The organism is Psychrobacter sp. NPDC078501, assembly GCF_044900935.1.
GTDB lineage: Bacteria > Pseudomonadota > Gammaproteobacteria > Pseudomonadales > Moraxellaceae > Psychrobacter.
The window spans coordinates 118,487-140,261 of record NZ_JBJDOS010000003.1 but is presented as its reverse complement, the minus strand read 5'-3'; the positions used below and the strand labels follow the sequence as shown (position 1 = coordinate 140,261).

The following is a 21,775-nucleotide window of genomic DNA, read 5'->3' as shown; positions in this document are numbered from 1 at the left end:
TCTAAGTATTATTTAGCTAACTTACTTTAAGTCAGTTAGACCTGCTTTATTTAAGCAAGTTCAATAGCAACAGCTACCGCTTCACCACCACCGATACATAGCGTTGCGACACCTTTTTTGCCGCCAGTACGTTTTAGAGAGTTGATAAGCGTAATTAGAATACGAGCACCTGAACAGCCTACTGGATGGCCAAGGGCACATGCACCGCCTTCGATATTTACTTTGGCATGGTCAAGTTTTAACTCGTCGATCGCAGCCATAGTAACCATCGCAAAGGCTTCATTGATTTCCCATAGATCTACATCATCTACTGACCAACCAGCACTTGATAGTACTTTTTCAATGGCACCGATTGGCGCAATAGTAAATTCGCTTGGGTGACGTGAGTTTGAGGCAGTAGCAACAATGCGAGCTTGATAATCAAGGCCTTCAGCTTTCGCTTGTGACTCTTTCATTACTACGACGGCTGCAGCACCGTCTGAGATTGAGCTAGCGTTTGCGGCAGTAATCGTACCGTTTTTAGCAAATGCTGGACGTAGAGTAGGAATGCGATCAGCATTAGCAAGGGCAGGTTGCTCATCGGTATCAACAGTTTGCTCGCCTTTGCGCGTTGCAAACGTAACAGGCTCAATCTCATCTTTGAAGTGGTTGTCTTTGATAGCAGTCAGCGCACGGTTCAATGACTCAATAGCAAATTCATCCATTTGCTCGCGTGTATAGCCTTTTTCATCAGCCATTTCTTGAGCAAACATACCCATAAGCTTACCAGTATCAGCATCTTCTAGGCCATCTAAGAACATATGGTCTTTGACTTCTTTGTGACCCATACGATAGCCGCCACGTGAACCTGGCATGATATACGGTGCATTGGTCATTGACTCCATGCCACCTGCAACAGCGACGTTGAAGCTGCCCGCTTTGATACCATCATGCGCTTGCATGACCGCTTTTAGGCCTGAACCACAAAGTTTATTGATTGTGACAGCACCAGTCGCATCCGGTAGACCTGCTTTGCGCATGGCTTGACGAGCAGGGCCTTGACCCAGACCTGCCGTCAAGATACAACCCATAATGACTTCATCGACACTGTCAGCGCTAACACCTGAGCGTTCGACGGCAGCTTTGATAGCGGCGGCGCCCAGCTCGGTAGCACTCATGTCTTTTAGTGCGCCTTGAAAGCCACCCATTGGTGTACGTGCGCCGTTTAGAATTACAATTGCATCATTTGACATCGTTATTATTCCTTGTTGTGTGTTTTGATTAAGTATCTACCAAGAAATCAGATGCCGATTGGCTAGCTTTTGCTTATATTATAAGCATCTGTCTTCTTCAGTATGTGGTTTATGCTAGCTCATCTAATCGTATGCGTACCACTTTATCAGTAATGGTCTCTAACTTTTCAATTTTTTCGATAGCAAGATTCATCTGACTCTCGACCACAGGTAGCGTCAGAATAATCACCGGCACTTGACCTACTTTATGCGCAGGCTTTTGCAAGATTGCATCAATATTGATACCGGCATCACTTAGGATGCGCGTGATATCTGCCAATACACCTGGGCTATCATAAGCATGCACACGCAAATAATAGCCAGTTACCATCTGATCAGCGCGCAATATAGGCGTGTCTGATAGCTGGTCAGGGATAAATGCTAAATGCGGGACATGATGTCCAGCGTTGCTCTGATCGTCGCGGTCTTTACTACCCAGTACACGAACCAAATCCATGACATCGGCCATCACTGCAGAAGCAGTTGCACCAGCACCAGCACCATCGCCGCAATAGAGAGTCTGACCAAGTGGATGTGAGTTGACCAGTACTGCGTTCTTCACCCCATTGACGTTCGCCAATAGCGCATCTTGTGGAATAAGTGTCGGGTGTACGCGTAATTCAACCCCTGCATCACCATCATTTTTACTATCGCGGCGTACGGCAAACCCTAAATGCTTGATACGGTAGCCAAGCTCTTCGGCATAGTTCACGTCTTGTAGAGTAATATCAGTGATACCTTCACAGTAGACTTTATCAAATTGTAACGGAATACCGAAAGCGATAGAGGCGAGTAGAGCTAATTTGTGAGCGGCATCAATACCTTCAACATCAAAAGTAGGATCTGCTTCTGCGTAACCTAACTCTTGCGCTTCGCTTAATACGTCGGCAAAAGGACGACCCTTATCACGCATTTCGGTCATAATAAAGTTGCCAGTACCGTTTATGATACCCGCGAGCCAGTCGATTTTGTTGGCGGCAAGTGCTTCACGCATTACCTTGATAATCGGAATACCGCCTGCAACCGCTGCTTCATAAGCAACGTGTACATTGTTTTCTTCAGCGAAAGCAAAAATCTCATTACCGTGCTCAGCGAGTAGAGCCTTGTTTGCCGTAACCACATGCTTGCCGTTTTTAATAGCCTGCATAATGACGTCTTTGGCTAAGGTAGTACCACCAATCACTTCGATAACAATATCGACATTGTCGCTTGCGGCAATTGCCATCAGATCGCTGTTTTGCATGATATTGGTATCAATATCATCACGCTGACGACGCGTACCGACTTCAGTAATAATAATGTCGCGTCCGCTACGGCGTTTTAGCTCATTTAAATTGTCATTGATCAGATTGATCACGCCCGTTCCGACGGTGCCCAGACCAAGTATCGCTAGTTTGATGGAATTACTCACAGTATCCTCAAGAGGTTAAATATAATGAAGTCAGTATAAGCGATGACAGTGTCAAATGAGTCTGCGACATCAAACATAACGTCTGTGCGCATTGTCTAGTACTGCCTGCCTATCTACTTCATCATAGTTGAATAAAAAAAGCTCAAATAAAAAGGGTGTTGCTCATTTTGCATCGCGCTTTATCGTATCATACCGACAAGGCATTGTGACGTCTATACAATCTCATAAAGAGCAATGTTCTAAAGGCTAATACCATAAAAGCCAATGTTATAAAGACAACGTCATCAAGGTTATATCAGCTTACGATTATAAAAAAGCGGTAGCTTCAATCTTGTTTGGCATATGTATATGTCATTTATGCTTGGTTACCAGTATTAGTTAGCGCCTACTGCTTGTGCCAATTCTGCTGCAGGTAAGTAGCCGCCTACTTGTTGTCCTGTTTCGGTAAACACCGCCGGCGTACCGCGCACACCAAGTCTTGAGCCTAGAGCCATATGTTCTTGCACAGGGTTGGCACAGCTAGGGCCTTGTACATTGGCACCGATTTTTGCTTGATCCATTGCAGCTTTACGATCCTGACTACACCAGATCGCTTCCATCTTTGGTACAGACTCTTGACTGCGTGGCCATGCCAGATAACGAACCTCGATACCGCGTGCATTGATATCATCCATTTCTGAATGTAGTTTGCGACAGTAGCCACAATCTGCATCGGTAAAGGCATAAATAACGGCTTTGGTTTCACCTTTTGCTGGATAAATCACCATGTCTTTTTTATCGACGGCTTTTAGCGCTTCTTGTGCTGTCGTAGCAACTAGGGCAGCACTGATATCAACTGGAGCGGCACCACCCACAGCAATGATCTGACCTTGAATAATATGCTTGCCAGCTTTATCAGTAAAGAAAGAAGGTAGACCTTCAGCGGTCACCCAATAAATACCATCCATATCTGTCGGTACAGCTGAAACGATAGTTTCCTCGATACCAGAGCTTTTTAGGTTCGCCTGTAACGCCTTCACCACGGTTGCATCATTACCAGCTGAAGGCTTAGTAGCAGTGGCATTTGTCTGTGCAGCGTTTACAACACTGGTATTGCTAGTTGCATCAGCGGCATTGTTTGAGCAGCCAGCAGCGATACCAACTAACAGCGCACTCATCACAAAACGAGATAGAACGGTACGAGAAAGAGGATTACGCAAGGTGGTATTTTTGATAGTGGGGAACGGCATATGGGTTTCCTATAGGCGTCGCGCCTAATCATGAGTTCGTTATAAAAAACGCTATAAACTTTTCTATATAGTAATGTGTCTTGGCAGTGTTTTAAAGGTCTAACATTGAAGAAGTTTTTATAACTTATTGATAATAAAAGATAGGCAGTAATAGCCTGCATATTACCATATTTATGCCAAATAATAGCAAAGGGAAGGCAGCCAAGAAGTATCAGTAGAGCCAACTTTAAAGAATGGCTATCAACATAAATTCAAAAAATAAGATACATTTGTGCTATTTAACATAGTTGCTTGAACTTGTAGTCTAGGGCTAATCGCATTGTTTCTATAAAAATCTATATAAAATGCGTTGTATAAACCATTTGAGAACGACTTACTTTAACAAATTTGCTTTAAGGAGCACACATGGCAGGTGCCAGTTTATTAACCTTACTCGATGACATCAGCGTCTTAATGGATGATGTGAGCGTCATGACCAAAGTTGCCGCCAAAAAAACCGCGGGCTTAGTTGGTGATGATTTAGCACTCAATGCCGAGCAGGTCACAGGGGTTAAGCCAAATCGTGAGCTCCCCGTCATTTGGGCAGTTGCCAAAGGCTCTGCCGTGAACAAGGTGATTTTAGTACCAGCGGCACTATTGATCAGTTATTTTATACCGTGGTTGATTACTCCGCTATTGATGATCGGAGGGTTATATCTGAGTTATGAAGGAGCTGAGAAGGTCATTCACAAGTTTTGGCCGAAGTTGTTGCCTCATGATGAAGAGCAAAATGCTCGTTTAAAAGCCAACGCAGATGAGTCGGTAGATTTGGTCGCGTTTGAAAAGGACAAAATCAAAGGTGCCATACGTACAGACTTTATCTTATCAGCTGAGATTATTGTTATCTCTTTAGGCGCAATTACAGCAGCTGGTGGTGATATTGTCCAAAAGGGCATCGTACTTTCGATAGTGGCTGCTGTCGTGACCGTCGGTATTTACGGCTTAGTTGCAGGCATCGTAAAGATTGATGATGCGGGTCTGCATTTGATTGAAAACTCACAAGCAGGTGATAGTAAGCGCAAGTTTGGCGAGTTTATGCTTGCAGCTGCGCCAAAGCTTATGAAGTTTTTATCCATAGCGGGCACGATTGCGATGTTCTTGGTGGGCGGCGGTATTATCGTGCACGGTATCGGCTTTTTGCATCACAGTGTAGAAGACATTGCCCATCTTACTGGGGTATTTGAAGGGTTAACCGCGTCATTGTTAAATGGATTGGTCGGACTGATTGTTGGTGCTATTGTGGTAGCTATTGTTACTACTATTGGTAAAATGCGTGGTAAAGATGACACAGCGTCTTCTGCACATTAAGCTTATCTGCTTTCTATTGTCTCTCGTTTGAATTAGCAAGTAAGTTTGACTGTATCAAAATAAAAAGCCCCATAGCTACGAATAGCTTTGGGGCTTTTACATTTGAGCTTATATGACTAGCTGTCGCTGTCTACATCATCAGATGCGAGCTTTTCAGCCTGCGTCGGCTTCTTATGCTCCGTCTTAGGCTTACGACTGCGCGCCTTTGGTACTTTTGGCGTAGTCAGATTGAACATACCGGTCTGTGGTAGCAATTGCTCAGCCACATTTTCGATCATGTTTTTATAGCTGGCTATGGTCGTCTTAGACTTAGCTGCCTGACTGTCTTCTTTGCTAGCCTCTTTAGTAGATTCTTCTACTGCCGAGTCAATCGTCTGCTCAGTCTCTGCAGCTATGTTTTCTGCAGCATCTTCTACCTCATTGACAGTTTGCTCTACAGGAATTTCGACTTCTGCATCCTTAGCTTCTGACTGAGCACGCTCGACTTCTAGCAATTGCTCACTATCAGCACTGACGTTTTCTGTCTGTGTCTGATTGGCGAGGGCAGTTGCTTCAACGTCATGCGCATCGAATTCGCTATCGGCTTGCTCAGTGATAGCTGGTTCCGCGTCACTTACTTGTTCAGCAGCTACGCTCAATACGGCTGGTTCCTGATAATCAGGGTGCTGACCGCGTGGATCATTGCTAGCACGCTTAGTGATAGCACGTGGCTCAACGTCTGTCTTACCTTGCGCGGCTGCGAATTGACTGACCGCTCGGGTCATCGCTTCAAAGCGTGCAAGGTAGTCGGCAGCCAATGGTTGATAGCCATAATTGCTAAAGTCAAAGCTCTGGCTAGCAGCATTAGAACTGTTATCAGTACTCTGAGATTGCTCATTATGCAACGCAATAGTCGCGATAAAGCAGTTGATAATGCCTTCTTCTGCTAAGCGCGTTTGCGCCTCTGGTAGCGTGGCACGAATAAACTCACCAACCGTGCCGCGTATTGCTGGCACATTAGTAGCAGCTGGCTTGTCCGCTTGAGCGGCTTGCTGAGCGAGTACTACACGTGGATCGTTACTCGCTTGACCGAATTTCTCAGCAGTCACGTAACGTGCGCCAAATAGTGCTTCATGAGTTAGCTCAAGTGCTGAGTTATTCACATTACTTGTGCTTGCACTATTACTGTCAGCCTGAGTACTTTGAGCTTCATCACTCTTACTCACATTTTCGGCAGTCTTGGTTTCCTGCTGTTTTGGAGTCTGAGTTTCTTTAGTTTCTTCTACGTCAGTAGTTACCGACGTTGGAGCTTCCGCTTTACTTTCGGTGTTACTCGTAGAGGTCGATTGAGCTTCTACAACTACAGGTGCTTTTTTCTCTTCAGCAGCCTGCTCATGCTTAGGTACATCGTTTTGTACCTTAGCTTGTACGGTAGATGCACGCTTATCATCATTTACCTGATTAGCATTCACTTCCACCGTACTTTTTCCGTTATCATTTTTCTTGTCAGCATTCGGAGCACTGGTGTTTTGCTTGCCAGTATTCTGCTCATTGCTACTATGCTTATCAGTAGGTTTTTGAGCAGCGGTTTCGTTTGAACGCTCATCTTTTGCTACGTTATTTGTTGCGCTTCGCTGCTCGCTAGGCTGATTTTTAGCCTGTGTGGATTTGCTATCATCTAAAGATAGATGAACCACTTCAGGCGCTTTTAGCTCAGTTGGCGCTTCATTGACCTGTAGCACGACCTCGTTAGGGTCTTGATTGCGACGTGCACTATGTTGATTTTTGCTACTGGCAGCATCATTGTTTCTAGCGTTCTGCTGTTTGCCCTGCTTAACGTTGTCAGCCGTTAGTGTCTCACCGCGCTCTAGCTTACCGCGTGAGCCGCGTTGGCTATGCGATTTACGCTTAGTACGAGTTTGCTCATCTGCTTTAGAGCTGTTTTCGTTATCAGCATCACTGCGCTCACTTGCGTTACGATTGCTGCTCTGTTGATTGCTATCTTGGCGGTTATTACGATTGCGATCGTTCGTGCGTCTGTTATCGTTCTGGCGCTTGTCTTGCTGTCTTTGGTCTTGAGTATCAGACGATTTGTCATCAGCATTATTTGAGTTAGCACTTTCTGAGCTACTGTTTACGTTGCCAGCAGTCTCGTCAGTTGTCTCTTTTCTTTGACGCGGCTTAGAAGATCTAGACTTACGCGGCTTACGTCTTCTTCTGTCTTCATTGCTGCTGTCGTCAGTATCGCTGTCATTACGACGCGCCTGTTGGCGATTAGCGTTGTTATCTGACTGTTGGCCGTCGTTTTTCTGACTGTTGCTTTGTTGAGTTGGCTGCTCACCAGTTGCAGCGGCACTATTCAGTGCATTGCTATCAATTTGACCAAACGAGCCTAAGCTTTGCGCGCCAGTGTTTACTAGCGCTTCGATTGCTTCAGCGGCATCTCGGCTACTGACACTAGGCGTCGTAGTAGCTTGCGGTGCTTGAGCAAATAGGTTTGATAACCACGCAACGGCTTTTGGTTGAGCAGTAGCTTCGACACTCTGTGTCTGCGGCGCTATTGGAGCGGCAACACTAGCGGTTTTATTAGCTTGCGGTGCATGTGCAGGCGACACATCGTTGGTATTTTTATGATTACGACGATCATTGCTATGATTTACCGTATCGTTCTGTGCTTGCGTAGCTGCATTTGGTTGAGTGTTTGAGCGGCTCTGCTTATCATCTGCAGTTTTACGAGGCTGGCGAGTAGGCTGCTGTTCAGGACGCTCTTTTTCAGCAGTCTGCCAGTCAACGTTGTAGCCAAGGTCACTGTGCTCTTGCTGCTGAGTATCAGTAATACGCTCATAGCTCGATGGTGCAAAGCCATCACGGTTGAAGTGCAGCTTGAAGTTTGGTGATTCTAAATGCGCGTGTGGCAAAATAGTGATACGCGTGCCACTGTCTTGCTCAAGATAAACCAAGCTATCGCGCTTTTCATTTAATAAGAATGCAGCGATGTCTGTCGGGACTTCAGCTTGTACTTCACCTTGACGTTCTTTAAGAGCGATTTGCTCAATTTGACGCATGATAGATAGCGACAATGAACGCAAGTCACGAATCATACCGTTGCCATGACAACGTGGGCAGATATAGCCAGTTGATTCTTCTAACGAAGGACGTAGACGCTGACGGCTCATTTCCATTAGACCAAACTTAGAGATATCGCCGAACTGAACGCGCGCACGGTCATATTTGGTCGCGTCGATTAGACGTTTTTCTACTTCTTTTTGGTGCTTATTGTCATTCATGTCAATGAAATCAATAACGATCAAACCACCCATATCACGCAAACGAAGCTGACGAGCAATCTCATCGGCTGCTTCTAAGTTGGTATGGTAAGCGGTCTCAGCAACGTCTGAACCTTTGGTTGACTTAGCTGAGTTAATGTCGATAGAGACTAGTGCTTCTGTTTGGTCAATAACGATTGAACCACCTGATGGCAGACGAACTTCACGCTGATAAGCAGTTTCGATTTGTTTTTCGATATTGAAGCGCGAAAACATCGGTTCATAATCGGTATATTTGCGTAGCTTTTCGGCTTGTTTTGGCATTACCGCATCGATAAACCCAGCCGCTTCAATGTAAGCGTTTTCGTTATCAATCCAAATCTCAGCAATATCATCACGCAGATAATCACGAACAGCACGTGTGACAACGCCCGCTTCTTGGTGAACCAAGCGCGGTGAAGGATATTTTTGGTTTTGTTCTTGAATGGCTTGCCAAATGTTGAGCAAGTGATTTAAATCGTGCTGTAAATCTTCTTGAGTTTTACCAATACCAGCAGTACGAATGATGACACTCATGCCTTTTGGTAAATCAAGGTTGCTCAGCATACGCTTCATATCTTCGCGCAGTTTGCCCGAAATTTGACGTGAGATACCACCACCGCGAGGGTTGTTTGGCATTAATACCAGGTAGCGACCTGCTAATGACACATACGTCGATAGGGCAGCGCCTTTGTTGCCGCGTTCTTCTTTTTCAACTTGGACGATTAGCTCGTCGCCTTCTTTGATCAGTTTTTTGATGTTTTCGTCGCGTGGGTTGCCGCTTAGGTATTCAGCAGAGATTTCACGAATTGGCAAAAATCCTTGACGCTGAGAACCGTATTCGACGAATACTGCTTCGAGCGATGGCTCGACACGGGTCACATGACCTTTATAGATATTAGATTTTTTTTGCTCGCGAGTACGGTTTTCTAGGTCGAAATCGTACAGATGGTTGCCTTTACATAAGGCGACACGAATCTCTTCGTTTTGAGTGGCGTTGATCAAAATGCGTTTCATATTTGTATCCTATGAGTACGCATGACAACGATAAGACAGTCTTTAAGACATAGTGGCAAGTGTGGCTAATATTGTGATTAGCGTGTGTAGATGTTCATTAACGGTAGAACGTAAATCGTGGGTTTATAAAGCACATGGGCTTTTTCAATGGCTTCTTTTTACCTGAAGTAATGAGCGGTGCTCACGTTAATATCAGTAATATAGGGTATAAGGCTACGGTACTTATATTTTATCATTAGTAAACTTGGTACATATATGATTGGGTCAGCGAGTCAAAGCGCTCTTATTCTCAGTACGTTCTATTGGTAGTGATTTCAGCGCACGTTGTAAGCGTGGGCGAGGGTCAGTTACAGTTCTAAAAAATACTGATATTAAAAAGGCGTGGTGCTGTTGCCATTCATCCATCAAAGTCTAACAATAATATCGCGGTCATGATTGCTACTATATAGTGGCGTCATTCAGCGGTTGTTTATTCAGGCGAAGCAATTGGTTACTCTTTGTTTATCGTTCTTTGTCTAACGTCAATAATATCTTGGGTGTCTCAAGGTTAGGTGTCGCAGCTTTTGTTATCAGCGGGGCGTACTTGGCAAACAGAGTAATGGACCAGCTTGTCAGCGTGGTATCGTATTTACATTGTTATCGTCATCTGTTTGACCACCAATACTTAGGCAGCTATCGATATACTTTTCGATCCTAACGCTAAACTACCCATACTTGCTCAACTATGCTGGCATAAAGAACCATCAGATAAATAGTCATTAAATAATGATTGGTTATCGAGTACGGTCGTTGTCATGCAATTAGTGAGTCAGTGTTGTGTTGTAATCGGTTAATAAGCTGATTTATTATCAGAGTGATTAACGCGATGGTATTTAGTGTCACTATTTATTTTATGGTACCGAATAACATTCAGTACAGTATTTTTAATTTGTAGGGCTATATTTGGTAAGTAGTACCTCTAAATAAATAACGCGCCCTAAAATCAGATGAAACGTGTCAGGTCAGCAGGATAAATAGTGTCAACCTCTTTACTGGCAAGTAGTGGAAAACTAACAAGCAATAAAATGGTGGTCAACTATTTGTAACAACAATGATTATTGCTGTCGCCTCTGCTTAATTGTCGCTCAACATGCTAAACTATAGCAAATCTTTGTGTAAATACCTAACTAAAAATGACAAACTCAAAAATGACTGACGACGCTACTACCCATGAAGCCCCTGCTATTTTTAATAGCAAAACACGCCCACAAAGCGCTGACGATGAGATTAGCAACTTCGGTAAGGTGAACTACCTCGAAGTAACGCGCCATCAACACGACCAGCGTTTGGATAATTTTTTGTTAAACCGTTTAAAAGGTTTGCCAAAATCGCATATCTACAAAATGATTCGCTCAGACGAGATACGCGTCAATAATAAGCGCTGCAAAGCACACGATAGAGTGCAGCGTGAAGATGTGGTACGTATTGCTCCTGTAGAGCTAGCAACGCGCGAAAAACCAATTATTAGTACCGAGTTCGCCAAAAGTTTGCTGGCTCGTGTGGTCTATGAAGATGACGGTTTGCTAGTGCTAAATAAGCCTTCTGGTATCGCTGTGCATGGCGGTAGCGGCTTGGACTTTGGGGTTATCGAAGCCATGCGTGAAGTGACGGGTAAAAAATACCTAGAGCTGATCCATCGCATCGATAAAGACACATCAGGGCTACTGATGATTTCCAAAAAACGCTCAACGCTCAAAGTGTTGCAGCAGCATTTGGTAGATAAGACCATTCAAAAGCACTATCTATGTCTTGCCAAAGGACAACCTGCGCTTAATGAGCAGCGTATCAATGCGCCATTGCTACGTTACACGCTTGCCAGTGGTGAGCGCCGAGTGAAAGTAGATAGCCAAGACCCACAAGCGAAAGAGAGCCAGACTGATATCATTATCCATGATCGCTTTATGATTAATGGTCAGCCAGTCAGCTTAATTGAAGCCAAGCCATTGACGGGTCGCACGCATCAAATCCGTGTGCATTTAGCGCATATTGGTCATGCCATCTTGGGTGATGACAAATATAACGTCCATGATAAATCAGGCGTCCATCGTCTGTGTCTACATGCATGGCGCTTAGACATTCCAGGCTATAAGACGATTACTGCGCCATTGCCAGACGATATGGCAGATTGGTTACCAGAAACAACGAAATTGCCTGAATAATTTTTCAAAATAAATTCTTAAGCCAAACTATTTTGTATTTTCCTAAACGTCACGATATCTTATTTTTACGAATAAGCCACCGTGACGTTTTAGTATCTGCTATTTATTATTGATATTCATTAAGGTAAATCCATGACCAAACCAGCTATAACTTCAGAACGCATCATAAATGCTCAACTATCGGTAGAACACAATCTGTCTGACAAAACGTTGATTATTTTTGATTGGGACGGCACGCTAATGGATTCAATCGGCCTGATTGTTGATTCTATGCATGTGGCTGGCGAAGCACATGGGTTTGAGACGACTGATAAAGCTGTAAAAGATATCATTGGTCTGAGCTTAATGAATGGGATTAAGATTTTATATCCGCAGGCAAACGATGCGCAGTTGCTTGAGATTCAGCAAACCTATGCAGAGTACTATATTGCCAATAGTCACAGTACGCCGCTATTTGAGCCGATAGAGCATATGTTAGAAACTTTGCAGCAGCAGAGCAAAACGCTCGCCGTAGCAACGGGTAAAAAAAGAAAAGGGCTAGATCGTGTATTAGATGCCTCAGATAGCCATGATTATTTTGCGATTACGCGTTGTGCTGATGAGTCAGGCTCCAAACCTGCTCCGCAGATGTTGACCGATATTTTGGACTATACGCAGCAGCAGGTTTCTGATGCTGTATTTATCGGCGATAGTATCTATGATATTCAAATGGCAACAGCATTAGGCATGACCAGTATAGCGGTGAACTATGGTACGGCAACGAGTGCAGAGCTTGCTGCACAAAACCCAACCTATCAAGTTGATACTCCACAAGCGCTAGCGGCTTTGCTATGCGGATAGAGCTACTTTTATAATTCTTATTATTTTAATATCACACCGATGATAATAATGAGTGAATAAACAGGCAATAAAAAAGGGTTTATCGTAATAGCGATAAACCCTTTTTGTTAAAGACAATGATATCTATTTGTTTTCTTTATCAACGCTTTCTTTTTCAATAGCGTCTTCTAACTCATCGCCTTCTAGCAATGCAAAAGAAGACTCAATGATTTTGTCTGCATCAAGCTGATACTCATACCAGTTGCCCATTATTCCAGCCAACTCATCGAGCCCTTCTTTTCTGAGGGCCGAAAACAACTGAATGGTACAGTTTAAGCCCAGTTTTTTCAGGCGTTTACGAGTCTCAAGGAGGGCGTTCTTAGAAGCACCGTACTTCAGCTTATCTGCTTTAGTCAACAGAATATGTACTGGTAGTTCACCATCGTTTGCCCAGTGCAGCATTTGCTCATCAAAAAACTTAAGCGGATGGCGAATATCTGTCATTAGTACCAAGCCTGCAAGGCTTGAGCGTGATACCAAGTATTCTTCTAGCTCAACCTGCCATTCTTTTTTCATCTCTAGCGGAACAGCTGCATAGCCGTAACCAGGCAAATCAACCAAACGTCTGTCAGTATCACCGATACTAAAAAAGTTAATCATCTGCGTGCGTCCAGGCGTTTTAGACGAGCGAGCCAATTGACGCTGATTGGTTAAGGCGTTGATGGCTGACGACTTGCCAGCGTTTGAACGACCTGCAAAAGCGACTTCCAATCCCATGTCAGGCGGACAGAGACGAAAGGTAGGTGCTGACATCATAAACTCAGTTTGCTGAATTTTCTGACGAGATTTGGTATTGAACAAGGCATGTTCAGCGGCGACATCGTTAAACGGGGTACTCATAAATGGCTCATTAATCTTAAAAAATTGGATGCGATTATAAAATTTTAGTCAGCTGATGACTCAAGTCATCGATACAGTTAGGTAATTGGTCAAGCGATAGGTAAACCAAGTTAAAAGGCGGTTCTTTATCAATACAGTTATGTGCAAATCGTAAAAGTAGCTATTTAATATAACTGGCTATTCTATACTATTCCGCGCCTTACTTATTGAAATAACTGCGATTAGCATCATATAAATAGTAGGATAACATTAAAGTTGGTTAGTCATTAAGACAAGTTCTCAGCTTTAACAAAGCCATATCCAAATTCTCTATGTTTATATGACATATATTGTTACAATGTTTAACGAGAGATGTTTAATAGAACGATTGATGAGACACGTGAAATATCACGAGGAGGTGTTCTATGTTTTCAATCAGTAAACTTCTTAGCACGAGTTATCGCGCTATAATGGCTAGCAGTGCTGCACTATTATTAAGTGGCATGATGATTAGCAGCGCAAGTGCGGCGGATATCGCCACTACCTATAATAACTCATGTGCAGCCTGTCACGATAGTGGGGCGTTGAATGCCATTAAAAAAGGTGATAGTGCTAAATGGCAACAGTTGATTGAACAAAAAAGTATGCCGACGCTTATCAAGTCTGTCAAAGGTGGTATGCCGCAGATGCCAGCAGGTGGTCTTTGCGACAAATGTAGTGATGACGACTATCGTAAACTTATCGAATATATGAGCAAATAATCGACTTATAAATAAAATTTAAACATATAAAATGAAGCGCTGGGTCAACAACCTATCTGCGCTTTTTGTTTTTGCGTCATATTGTATATTGTGTTGCCAGAAAACTGATGGATACTATGATTAAGTAGGCAAATGATACAAAGTCTTGCTATAATAATCGAAAATAAACCCTGATGTTAGTAAGTACTTTCAGACTGCTTGTGTCCAAGACCTCAAAATATACGCCATTTTCATGATTAAAGAGGTGGCTATATCAGGTATCTTACCAGTGCAATCACTCTAAATAATGCTTACGCCGAGCTAGTAGGATTTGTATCAATGAAAAAGTTAATCGCTGCTGCCAGCTTATGCGTTGCAAGTTTCAGCGTACAAGCTGCTATTATTGTTCCTGAATATGACGTCAATGCAGGTCAAAAAGTTGCAGAAACCGTTTGTGCCGCTTGTCATGGTCTTAATGGCGTCAGCATTGTTCCTGCACAGCCAAACCTTGGCGGCCAAAACGTAAAGTACCTATATAAACAGCTAGTCAACTTTAAAGCAGGTTATCGCAAAAACGGTATCATGCAGTCACAAGTTGCTAATCTGTCTCAACAAGACCTAGCCAACGTAGCAGGTTATTACGCCAGTCAAGCGCCTTGGGGCGTTGGCTATGGCAATCCTGCAACCAACCAAGAAGCGACTAAGTTATTCTTGGGCGGCGACAAGTCGCGCGGCGTCATTGGTTGTGCCGGCTGTCATGGTCCAGATGCTGCAGGTAATACTTGGGCTGCATTTCCAAAGCTAGGCGGACAGCACGCTCAGTATATTGCAACTCAGCTAAAACTATTCCGTGCCGCTGGACGTGTTGATGATATCGATAGCGATGATCAAAAACGAGTCAATGATGCAGCCAAAGAAGGCGAGATGGGTATGATGCAAACGGTTGCATCGAAACTATCAGATCGTGACATTCGTATCCTGTCAGACTATGTAAGTGCTATTCACTAATTGAGTCGCACTGATTCAATATCTGATACATGCTTTGCTTTGCATAGAAGGCCATTGAGTAAAGCCACTGAGTACTGAATCGCATATTGATTATATCTGAATGAATAAACCCCGATTTCGGGGTTTTTTTATAACTGTTTGTCCCTTATATTAAGACAGTATTTAGATGAATTCATTTACAGAGGCCAGTCGTTGCTCTGTATAATTATAAATTATCGTTATTCACTTTATACCAATTTTCAAAATATGATTAGCCTTGTCAAACATGTTCGGTCTGCTATGTGTGGTACTTGCACTTGTCTTGTTTGCTAGTCCAGTTTTTGTAAATGGTATTAGATCGTTTGGATTGAAATTATGATGATCCGTTATGCTTCTTATTTTATTGCGGCGCTACTACCGTTATTGCTATTTCGTTGGTTTGCACCTGCGTCAATTGGTGAGATTGACTTTTGGTTACTATGGTTATTAGCCATGGTATTGGTTGCGCTGCCAGTTGTTTACGCTGAGATAGCATTGGCCTATCGTAGCGTTGAAGGCCCTCTAGCGGGTATGCAAAAGCTCACTCGTGAAGCAGATGTTAGTCCGATATGGCGTAGCTTTGGTTGGTTAGCAGCGTTGGTTTCTATAGTGATTGCAGCGTTGGTTATATCTGGCGCAAGTACGGGTATATTGTCTGCATTAACTGAGCTAAATAGCGTACCCGATGTACCTAGCTTCGCAGTTGCTGCAGGTCTGATGGTCATTGCAGTACTCTTAAGCTTGCTGGGTGTTGCGCCCCTACCTATTGGTTTGGGATTGATGGTAATAGGGCTGCTGCTAGGGTTCGCAAACGGTGTGCCAAATGCTGGTTTTGCTATGACTGATGTCAGTTTGACTGAATGGGCTCGCGCAGTCGCGTTAGCATTAGTCAGTGTTGGTGCGGGTACAGGGTTATACTGGTTCGGTCAGAACTTGGTGAGTAAGCAGACAGTCACAGCGGTAGAAGCAAACAATCAGCAAGTAAAAAACAGAGCGGCTACTCGTGAGTACCGTGCAACCAAGCTAGTGTTACCGATTTGGGTATTGCAACTGCTGATAGGAGTAGTGGCTTTATTTACCAGTGGTATGTCGCTACCACCAATTGGACAGCTGTTATATTGGGGCGGGGTGTTATTTGTGGCCAGTTACTTGCTACATTACAGCACGCAACAGTTAACACATAAGTTTGGATTATTAGTTAGTTTGATAATCACTTTTGCTGTAGCGTTATTACTAGTGGTTGCGATTCCGACAACATGGTTAGTTGGCATATTGGTCATTATTAGCAGCATTGCTGTACTATTATTATCAGTATTTGCGGGTTGGCAGATGAAAATCAGCCATCTACGCAAGTCGTTAAATTTCAGCAATGAAGCAGTTTATAACTTGTGGCGAGTGGCGATACGTTTAGTCGTACCATTAGCATTGCTGCTAGCATTGGTAGGTTGGGTGATGCAGTGGTTGAGCTAACAGTTGAAGGTCGTGACAGCAGCGTGCCACAGTCTACGCAAGCCAATCTAATGACCGTATATCTGGCGTATGCTGAAGATGAGCAGCGCCAGCATTATCTAGCTTTGCAGGTCAAACAAGGTACTAGTTTGCATGAAGCATTGGCACAAGCGGGATGGCTTGAGAAATTTGCAGAACTGGCAAAGTGGTGTGAGCAAGTAATAGATATCACCACGCCAACTGCGAAACGTTGGCATGTGGGAATTTATGCACAGAAACAGCCATTAAGCTATTTGCTACAGCCTTTTGACCGTATCGAGGTATATCGCAGTTTAAGCGCTGATCCTATGTCTCAGCGCAAAAATAAATCTCGTAGCTAAACCATTAACTATCTAAGCTAATAGGTTTCGCTAACTATGACGCTGGCAGACTCTCAATACCTTCGATGCGCGTGACCAAACCATTATCATCAAAATAAATGACTAAATGCTGGCTGGCGTTTTTGACATCTGCGATGCCTTTACGGCTACCTTCAGTGCCTGCTTTGTAGTCATAGATATAATCCCAGCGTTTAGGCTCAAGAGTATCTCGAATCGCAGGGCTGCCAAGAGTATAAAGAACTTGGTTTTGATTCATACCCACTTTTAGCTTTTGAGCTTGGGTTTGCGTAATCGCTGTGCCTTGTGGCAAATCAATCTTATAAACACTCAATAATGAGCAGCCAGACATAGCAACAGTAGCGCTAAGCATACTGGTGATAACGATCTTACGTAATGCGCTTGTGTGGCTTAACGGACGGAAATTTAATGTCTTTATCATGGTAAGATGACTCATAAGAAATGAATTAGGTGTGGCCAGCGTTAGGTCGTACCAGTCTGACCGACAATCTTGGACAAATGATACGTCATTTACTTGCAATTGCCTACCACTTACGACATTATTTACCAAACACAATCTGAATAGTTAGATTAATTATATTTTAAATTCATAGGCTTGCATCTCGATATTTAGAAAATAATAAGAGAGATGTCTGCGTAAGTTTCATCAGTTTATTATTAATCATTTACTTTATATTAAATAAAAATAATCTTTGTTGATTATTTATCTCATATTTTCTATTTGTTAAGACTGTCACAGTCAAAAGGGATATTATGGCTTCTTTTACCAATCAAGATTTACGTAGAGCAGGACTCAAGGTCACGTTACCTCGTATCAAAATTTTAGAGCTATTAGAAAGCGCAGAACTGCATCACATGAGTGCAGAAGAAGTGTACAAGGCGCTTATTGAGCAAGGTGAAGACGTAGGTCTTGCCACTGTCTATCGTGTCCTAACACAGTTCGAACAAGCAGGTATTGTTGAGCGTCATAACTTCGAAAATAATCTATCTGTATTTGAGATTACCCAAGAAGAGCATCATGATCATCTAGTTTGTGATGTGTGTGGCAAGATTATAGAGTTTCATAATGAAGTCATTGAAGAAGAACAACTAAAAGTGGCAGAAAAACATGGCTTTAAACTGTCTGGGCACTCTCTTGTGCTATACGGCATTTGTGCGGATCAAGCCTGTAGAGATAGCGCGAAGTAATTGTCTAGCGTATAAGTAGAAACGCTTATTTCTATCAGTACTACGATATCGAACAATAAAAAACCCTCGTTATTTATAACGAGGGTTTCTTTTTATATATCTATTATGTCTAGAAAGCGCAATAATTTAGCTCACATCTAACGATAAACTATCAGCACCTTCATCTAAATTAGCTTTATCGTTTTTGCTACTGAGCTTAATTTTGAGGCGTAGATCGTTAGGAGAGTCGGCATGTAGAATCGCTTCTTTATACGTTATCTCTCCTTGTTCGTACAAATCAAAAAGTGCCTGATCAAAGGTTTGCATGCCACTGTCTCGTGAGCGTGTCATCACATCTTTGATTTCATGGACTTCCCCTTTACGGATATAGTCACTAATTAGCTGCGAATTTAGCAAAATCTCAATAGCAGCGCGTCGTCCTTTACCGTCAGGCGTGGGGATAAGTTGCTGGGCGATAATAGCTTGTAGGTTCAATGACAAATCCATAAACAACTGATTATGGCGATTGGTTTCAAAGAAGTGAATGATACGATCGATTGCTTGGTTAGCATTGTTTGCGTGCAACGTTGCAAATACTAAATGACCTGTCTCAGCATACTGAATAGCATAACTCATGACTTCACGGTTACGAATCTCGCCGATTAAGATGACATCGGGTGCTTGGCGTAGCGTGTTTTTTAGGCCTGCTTCAAATGAATGGGTATCGATACCAACTTCACGCTGGGTAATAATACAGCCACGATGCTTATGAACAAACTCGATAGGGTCTTCTATCGTAATAATATGACCATGAGAGTTTTGATTGCGATGTCCTATCATTGCAGCAAGGGTAGTAGATTTACCTGTACCCGTTGCGCCAACTAATAGAACAATACCGCGTTTTTTCATGGCCAATTCTTTTAGCGCTGGCGGTAAACGTAACTCTTCGACCGTTGGAATGTTGTTTTCAATTTTCCGTAAAATCATTCCTGCCATGTCGCGTTGTATAAATGCACTGACTCGAAAGCGTGCTTGCTGCGCTTCATCAGAGATGGCAAATTGACACTCGTTGGTTTCTTCAAACTCTTTTTGCTGGCTTGGCGTCATTACACCTTTGACCAATCTCATGGTTTGCTCAGCACTCAAAGGTGTTCTACCGACAGGCAGTATCTTTCCATTCACTTTCATGGAAGGTGCTACATCAGCAGTAATAAAAAGGTCAGAGCCATTTTTGCTGATCATTAATTGTAATAGTTTATCAATGTCCATATCGCACCTGCACCAGATGTAAGTCAATTAAAATCATATTTTAAATACGTCAGTAAAAAGTAATAAAAAAAACAGAAACCATAAGTTGTTGGTTATTTTTAGTGATATCTGTCAGTACTATCTATCAATACTATAAAAATGCCTCAGGCTGCTTGGCATAAGGACGTGCAACGTCTTTACTAATGGTTCCTTTACTTACCAAGTTCTTTAATGTTTGATCAAGGGTGATCATGCCATCACCTGCACCTGTTTGGATGGCAGAATACATTTGAGCGATTTTGTTCTCACGTATCAAGTTACGGATAGCAGGGGTACCTATCATGATTTCATGGGCAGCTATACGTCCACCCGCTTGACGACGTAACAGAGTCTGTGAAATAACAGCTTGCAATGATTCTGACAGCATCGCGCGGATCATGTCTTTTTCAGCGGCAGGGAACACGTCGATGACACGGTCAATCGTTTTAGCCGCTGAGCTGGTATGCAAGGTGCCGAATACTAAGTGACCAGTTTCAGCTGCTGTCAACGCTAAGCGGATAGTCTCAAGATCACGTAGCTCACCAACTAAGATAACATCGGGATCCTCACGTAGGGCAGAGCGCAATGCTGGCTCGAAACCCAAAGTATCACGGTGTACTTCACGCTGGTTGATCAAGCTTTTCTTAGATTGATGCACAAATTCAATCGGATCTTCGATAGTTAAAATATGCTCTTTACGGCTTTCGTTAATATAATCAATCATCGCCGCAAGTGTTGTCGACTTACCTGAACCTGTTGGGCCTGTGACCAATACCACACCACGCTTAAAGTCTGAAACGCGTCTAAAGACATCGCCCATACCTAAGTCTTCCATCGTTAATACTTTGGAAGGAATGGTACGAAATACAGCACCTGCACCGCGGTTTTGATTAAAAGCGTTGACACGAAAACGTGCTAGATTAGGAATTTCAAAAGAAAAATCCGTTTCAAAAAACTCCTCAAAGTCGGCACGTTGCTTATCATTCATGATGTCATAAATAAGCTGATGCACGACTTGATGGGTCATCTCTGGCATATTGATACGTGTCATTTCACCATCGACACGTATCATTGCCGGCATACCCGCTGAAATATGTAAATCTGACGCCTTATGCTTAACCGTAAAGCGCAGCAAGTCTTCGATATTAAGATTATTTTTTTCGGCCATAATTTGATATTCCTATCACTTAGTCTAGGTAAGACAAAACACTATAAAAGTACGTGGTAAACTATTTATCGATAGCCTTAGTATAATAAGAGACGATAAGAGACTCACTAGTACAGGTCTTTACTATCACTAGCATATTCAGCAGCATATGTTAAAGCATGTAACAATATCATAACAAGACTGTGTGTATTTAACCATCTACTAAATTAAGAAAAAATAGAACTGGATCGTTTTAAAATAATTCTTATAGGAGTTATTTCTAATTTACTTTTAAAAATCGGATAGTTATGTTTTTTTATAATAAAAATTACAGAAAAAAATTTCAAAAAATTAATCAAGCAATAAGGGCAAAATATGAAGGAAATGAATGGCAATATTGATGAAGTGACACTTATCGATAACTGGCAACAAGTTAGTAAGCAGATGAAGCAAGCGTGTGATCATGCTGACAGACAGGCTGATAATGTTATGCTGCTGGCTGTTTCGAAAACGAAACCTGCCGATATGATCGCAACTTTAGCAGAACAAGGACAGCGTAATTTTGGTGAAAACTATCTACAAGAAGCCATCGAAAAAATTACTACTCTTAAAGCTCAACCTGTAGGCGAAAGTATAGTTTGGCATTATATCGGTAGTATTCAACGTAATAAGACACGTGACATTGCAGAGCACTTTGATTGGGTGCAAACGGTTGAGCGCGATATCATCGCCAAACGATTGAACGACCAACGACCAGCTGACCTGCCACCATTGAATGTGTTGATCCAATTAAACATCGATAACGAAGACAGCAAGTCAGGATGTCTGCCAGCCCAGTTGCCAGAGCTGATAACAGCGATCAAAGGGCACGAGCGTTTGCAACTACGTGGTCTGATGGTTATTCCTGCTAAAGCAAATACGGATGCCTTTGCTCGAACTAAGCAGTTGTTTGAAGAGATTAAAGCTGACCATCCAGAGCTAGATAGCTGGGATACGCTTAGCATGGGTATGAGTGATGATATGGCAAAAGCGATAGAAAACGGCACAACGATGGTACGTGTCGGAACCGCTATCTTTGGTCAACGTGCTTGAAAAAATGTGAATAG

17 protein-coding genes are annotated in these 21,775 nt (G+C 42.9%); 9 read left to right on the top strand and 8 right to left on the bottom strand.

Going from position 1 to position 21,775, the window contains the following annotated elements; all coding sequences use genetic code 11:
• Positions 1 to 50 precede the first annotated feature (50 nt).
• The 3 genes from ACI2IW_RS06365 to ACI2IW_RS06355 all read right to left on the bottom strand — a co-directional run bounded on the left by ACI2IW_RS06365 (position 51) and on the right by ACI2IW_RS06355 (position 3,839).
• A complete protein-coding gene (locus ACI2IW_RS06365; RefSeq protein WP_404693070.1) occupies positions 51 to 1,232 on the bottom strand; it encodes a thiolase family protein in 1,182 nt (393 codons plus the stop codon).
• A 109-nt stretch (positions 1,233 to 1,341) separates the two neighbouring features.
• Positions 1,342 to 2,682, bottom strand: coding sequence for a homoserine dehydrogenase (locus ACI2IW_RS06360; protein ID WP_404693069.1), 1,341 nt, complete (start codon positions 2,680 to 2,682; stop codon positions 1,342 to 1,344).
• 374 nt (positions 2,683 to 3,056) lie between these two features.
• Entirely contained in the window at positions 3,057 to 3,839 is a 783-nt protein-coding gene (locus ACI2IW_RS06355) for a DsbC family protein (RefSeq protein ID WP_404693321.1), read from the bottom strand.
• A gap of 477 nt (positions 3,840 to 4,316) precedes the next feature.
• Here ACI2IW_RS06355 and ACI2IW_RS06350 point away from each other — a divergent pair, with 477 nt between their 5' ends.
• Entirely contained in the window at positions 4,317 to 5,258 is a 942-nt protein-coding gene (locus ACI2IW_RS06350; protein ID WP_102090795.1) for a DUF808 domain-containing protein, read from the top strand.
• Positions 5,259 to 5,374: 116 nt separating this feature from the next.
• On the opposite strand, the gene ACI2IW_RS06345 is transcribed toward ACI2IW_RS06350, so the two are convergent.
• Positions 5,375 to 9,559, bottom strand: coding sequence for an Rne/Rng family ribonuclease (locus ACI2IW_RS06345; protein ID WP_404693068.1), 4,185 nt, complete (start codon positions 9,557 to 9,559; stop codon positions 5,375 to 5,377).
• 1,187 nt (positions 9,560 to 10,746) lie between these two features.
• On the opposite strand from ACI2IW_RS06345, the gene ACI2IW_RS06340 reads away from it, so the two are divergent.
• Complete coding sequence (locus ACI2IW_RS06340) at positions 10,747 to 11,757, top strand: RluA family pseudouridine synthase (protein ID WP_201548536.1); 1,011 nt, start codon at positions 10,747 to 10,749, stop codon at positions 11,755 to 11,757.
• A gap of 132 nt (positions 11,758 to 11,889) precedes the next feature.
• Positions 11,890 to 12,597 (top strand): HAD family hydrolase, encoded by a 708-nt coding sequence (locus ACI2IW_RS06335; RefSeq protein WP_404693067.1) that lies wholly within the window; start codon positions 11,890 to 11,892, stop codon positions 12,595 to 12,597.
• 123 nt (positions 12,598 to 12,720) lie between these two features.
• Here ACI2IW_RS06335 and yihA read toward each other — a convergent pair whose 3' ends face one another.
• Entirely contained in the window at positions 12,721 to 13,476 is a 756-nt protein-coding gene (yihA, locus tag ACI2IW_RS06330; protein ID WP_404693066.1) for a ribosome biogenesis GTP-binding protein YihA/YsxC, read from the bottom strand.
• A 404-nt stretch (positions 13,477 to 13,880) separates the two neighbouring features.
• On the opposite strand from yihA, the gene ACI2IW_RS06325 reads away from it, so the two are divergent.
• The 4 genes from ACI2IW_RS06325 to ACI2IW_RS06310 all read left to right on the top strand — a co-directional run bounded on the left by ACI2IW_RS06325 (position 13,881) and on the right by ACI2IW_RS06310 (position 17,050).
• A complete protein-coding gene (locus ACI2IW_RS06325; RefSeq protein WP_404693065.1) occupies positions 13,881 to 14,216 on the top strand; it encodes a c-type cytochrome in 336 nt (111 codons plus the stop codon).
• 318 nt (positions 14,217 to 14,534) lie between these two features.
• The gene (locus ACI2IW_RS06320; protein WP_101205531.1) at positions 14,535 to 15,203 is read left to right on the top strand and encodes a cytochrome c; all 669 of its coding nucleotides are present in this window, start codon (positions 14,535 to 14,537) and stop codon (positions 15,201 to 15,203) included.
• A 354-nt stretch (positions 15,204 to 15,557) separates the two neighbouring features.
• Entirely contained in the window at positions 15,558 to 16,691 is a 1,134-nt protein-coding gene (locus ACI2IW_RS06315) for a hypothetical protein (RefSeq protein ID WP_404693064.1), read from the top strand.
• On the top strand, positions 16,679 to 17,050 hold the full coding sequence (locus ACI2IW_RS06310; protein ID WP_404693063.1) for an RnfH family protein: 372 nt from the start codon (positions 16,679 to 16,681) through the stop codon (positions 17,048 to 17,050). Before ACI2IW_RS06315 ends, ACI2IW_RS06310 begins: the two co-directional genes overlap by 13 nt.
• Positions 17,051 to 17,084: 34 nt before the next feature.
• Here ACI2IW_RS06310 and ACI2IW_RS06305 read toward each other — a convergent pair whose 3' ends face one another.
• Entirely contained in the window at positions 17,085 to 17,504 is a 420-nt protein-coding gene (locus ACI2IW_RS06305; protein WP_191114664.1) for an outer membrane protein assembly factor BamE, read from the bottom strand.
• A gap of 317 nt (positions 17,505 to 17,821) precedes the next feature.
• Between ACI2IW_RS06305 and fur the strand changes: the two genes are divergently transcribed.
• The gene (gene fur, locus ACI2IW_RS06300; RefSeq protein WP_057758249.1) at positions 17,822 to 18,256 is read left to right on the top strand and encodes a ferric iron uptake transcriptional regulator; all 435 of its coding nucleotides are present in this window, start codon (positions 17,822 to 17,824) and stop codon (positions 18,254 to 18,256) included.
• A 126-nt stretch (positions 18,257 to 18,382) separates the two neighbouring features.
• Here fur and ACI2IW_RS06295 read toward each other — a convergent pair whose 3' ends face one another.
• Both ACI2IW_RS06295 and ACI2IW_RS06290 read right to left on the bottom strand, forming a co-directional pair.
• The gene (locus tag ACI2IW_RS06295) at positions 18,383 to 19,504 is read right to left on the bottom strand and encodes a PilT/PilU family type 4a pilus ATPase (protein ID WP_404693062.1); all 1,122 of its coding nucleotides are present in this window, start codon (positions 19,502 to 19,504) and stop codon (positions 18,383 to 18,385) included.
• 130 nt (positions 19,505 to 19,634) lie between these two features.
• Entirely contained in the window at positions 19,635 to 20,690 is a 1,056-nt protein-coding gene (locus ACI2IW_RS06290) for a type IV pilus twitching motility protein PilT (RefSeq protein WP_057758253.1), read from the bottom strand.
• A gap of 354 nt (positions 20,691 to 21,044) precedes the next feature.
• On the opposite strand from ACI2IW_RS06290, the gene ACI2IW_RS06285 reads away from it, so the two are divergent.
• Positions 21,045 to 21,761, top strand: coding sequence for a YggS family pyridoxal phosphate-dependent enzyme (locus tag ACI2IW_RS06285; protein ID WP_404693061.1), 717 nt, complete (start codon positions 21,045 to 21,047; stop codon positions 21,759 to 21,761).
• The last annotated feature ends 14 nt before the right edge of the window (positions 21,762 to 21,775 follow it).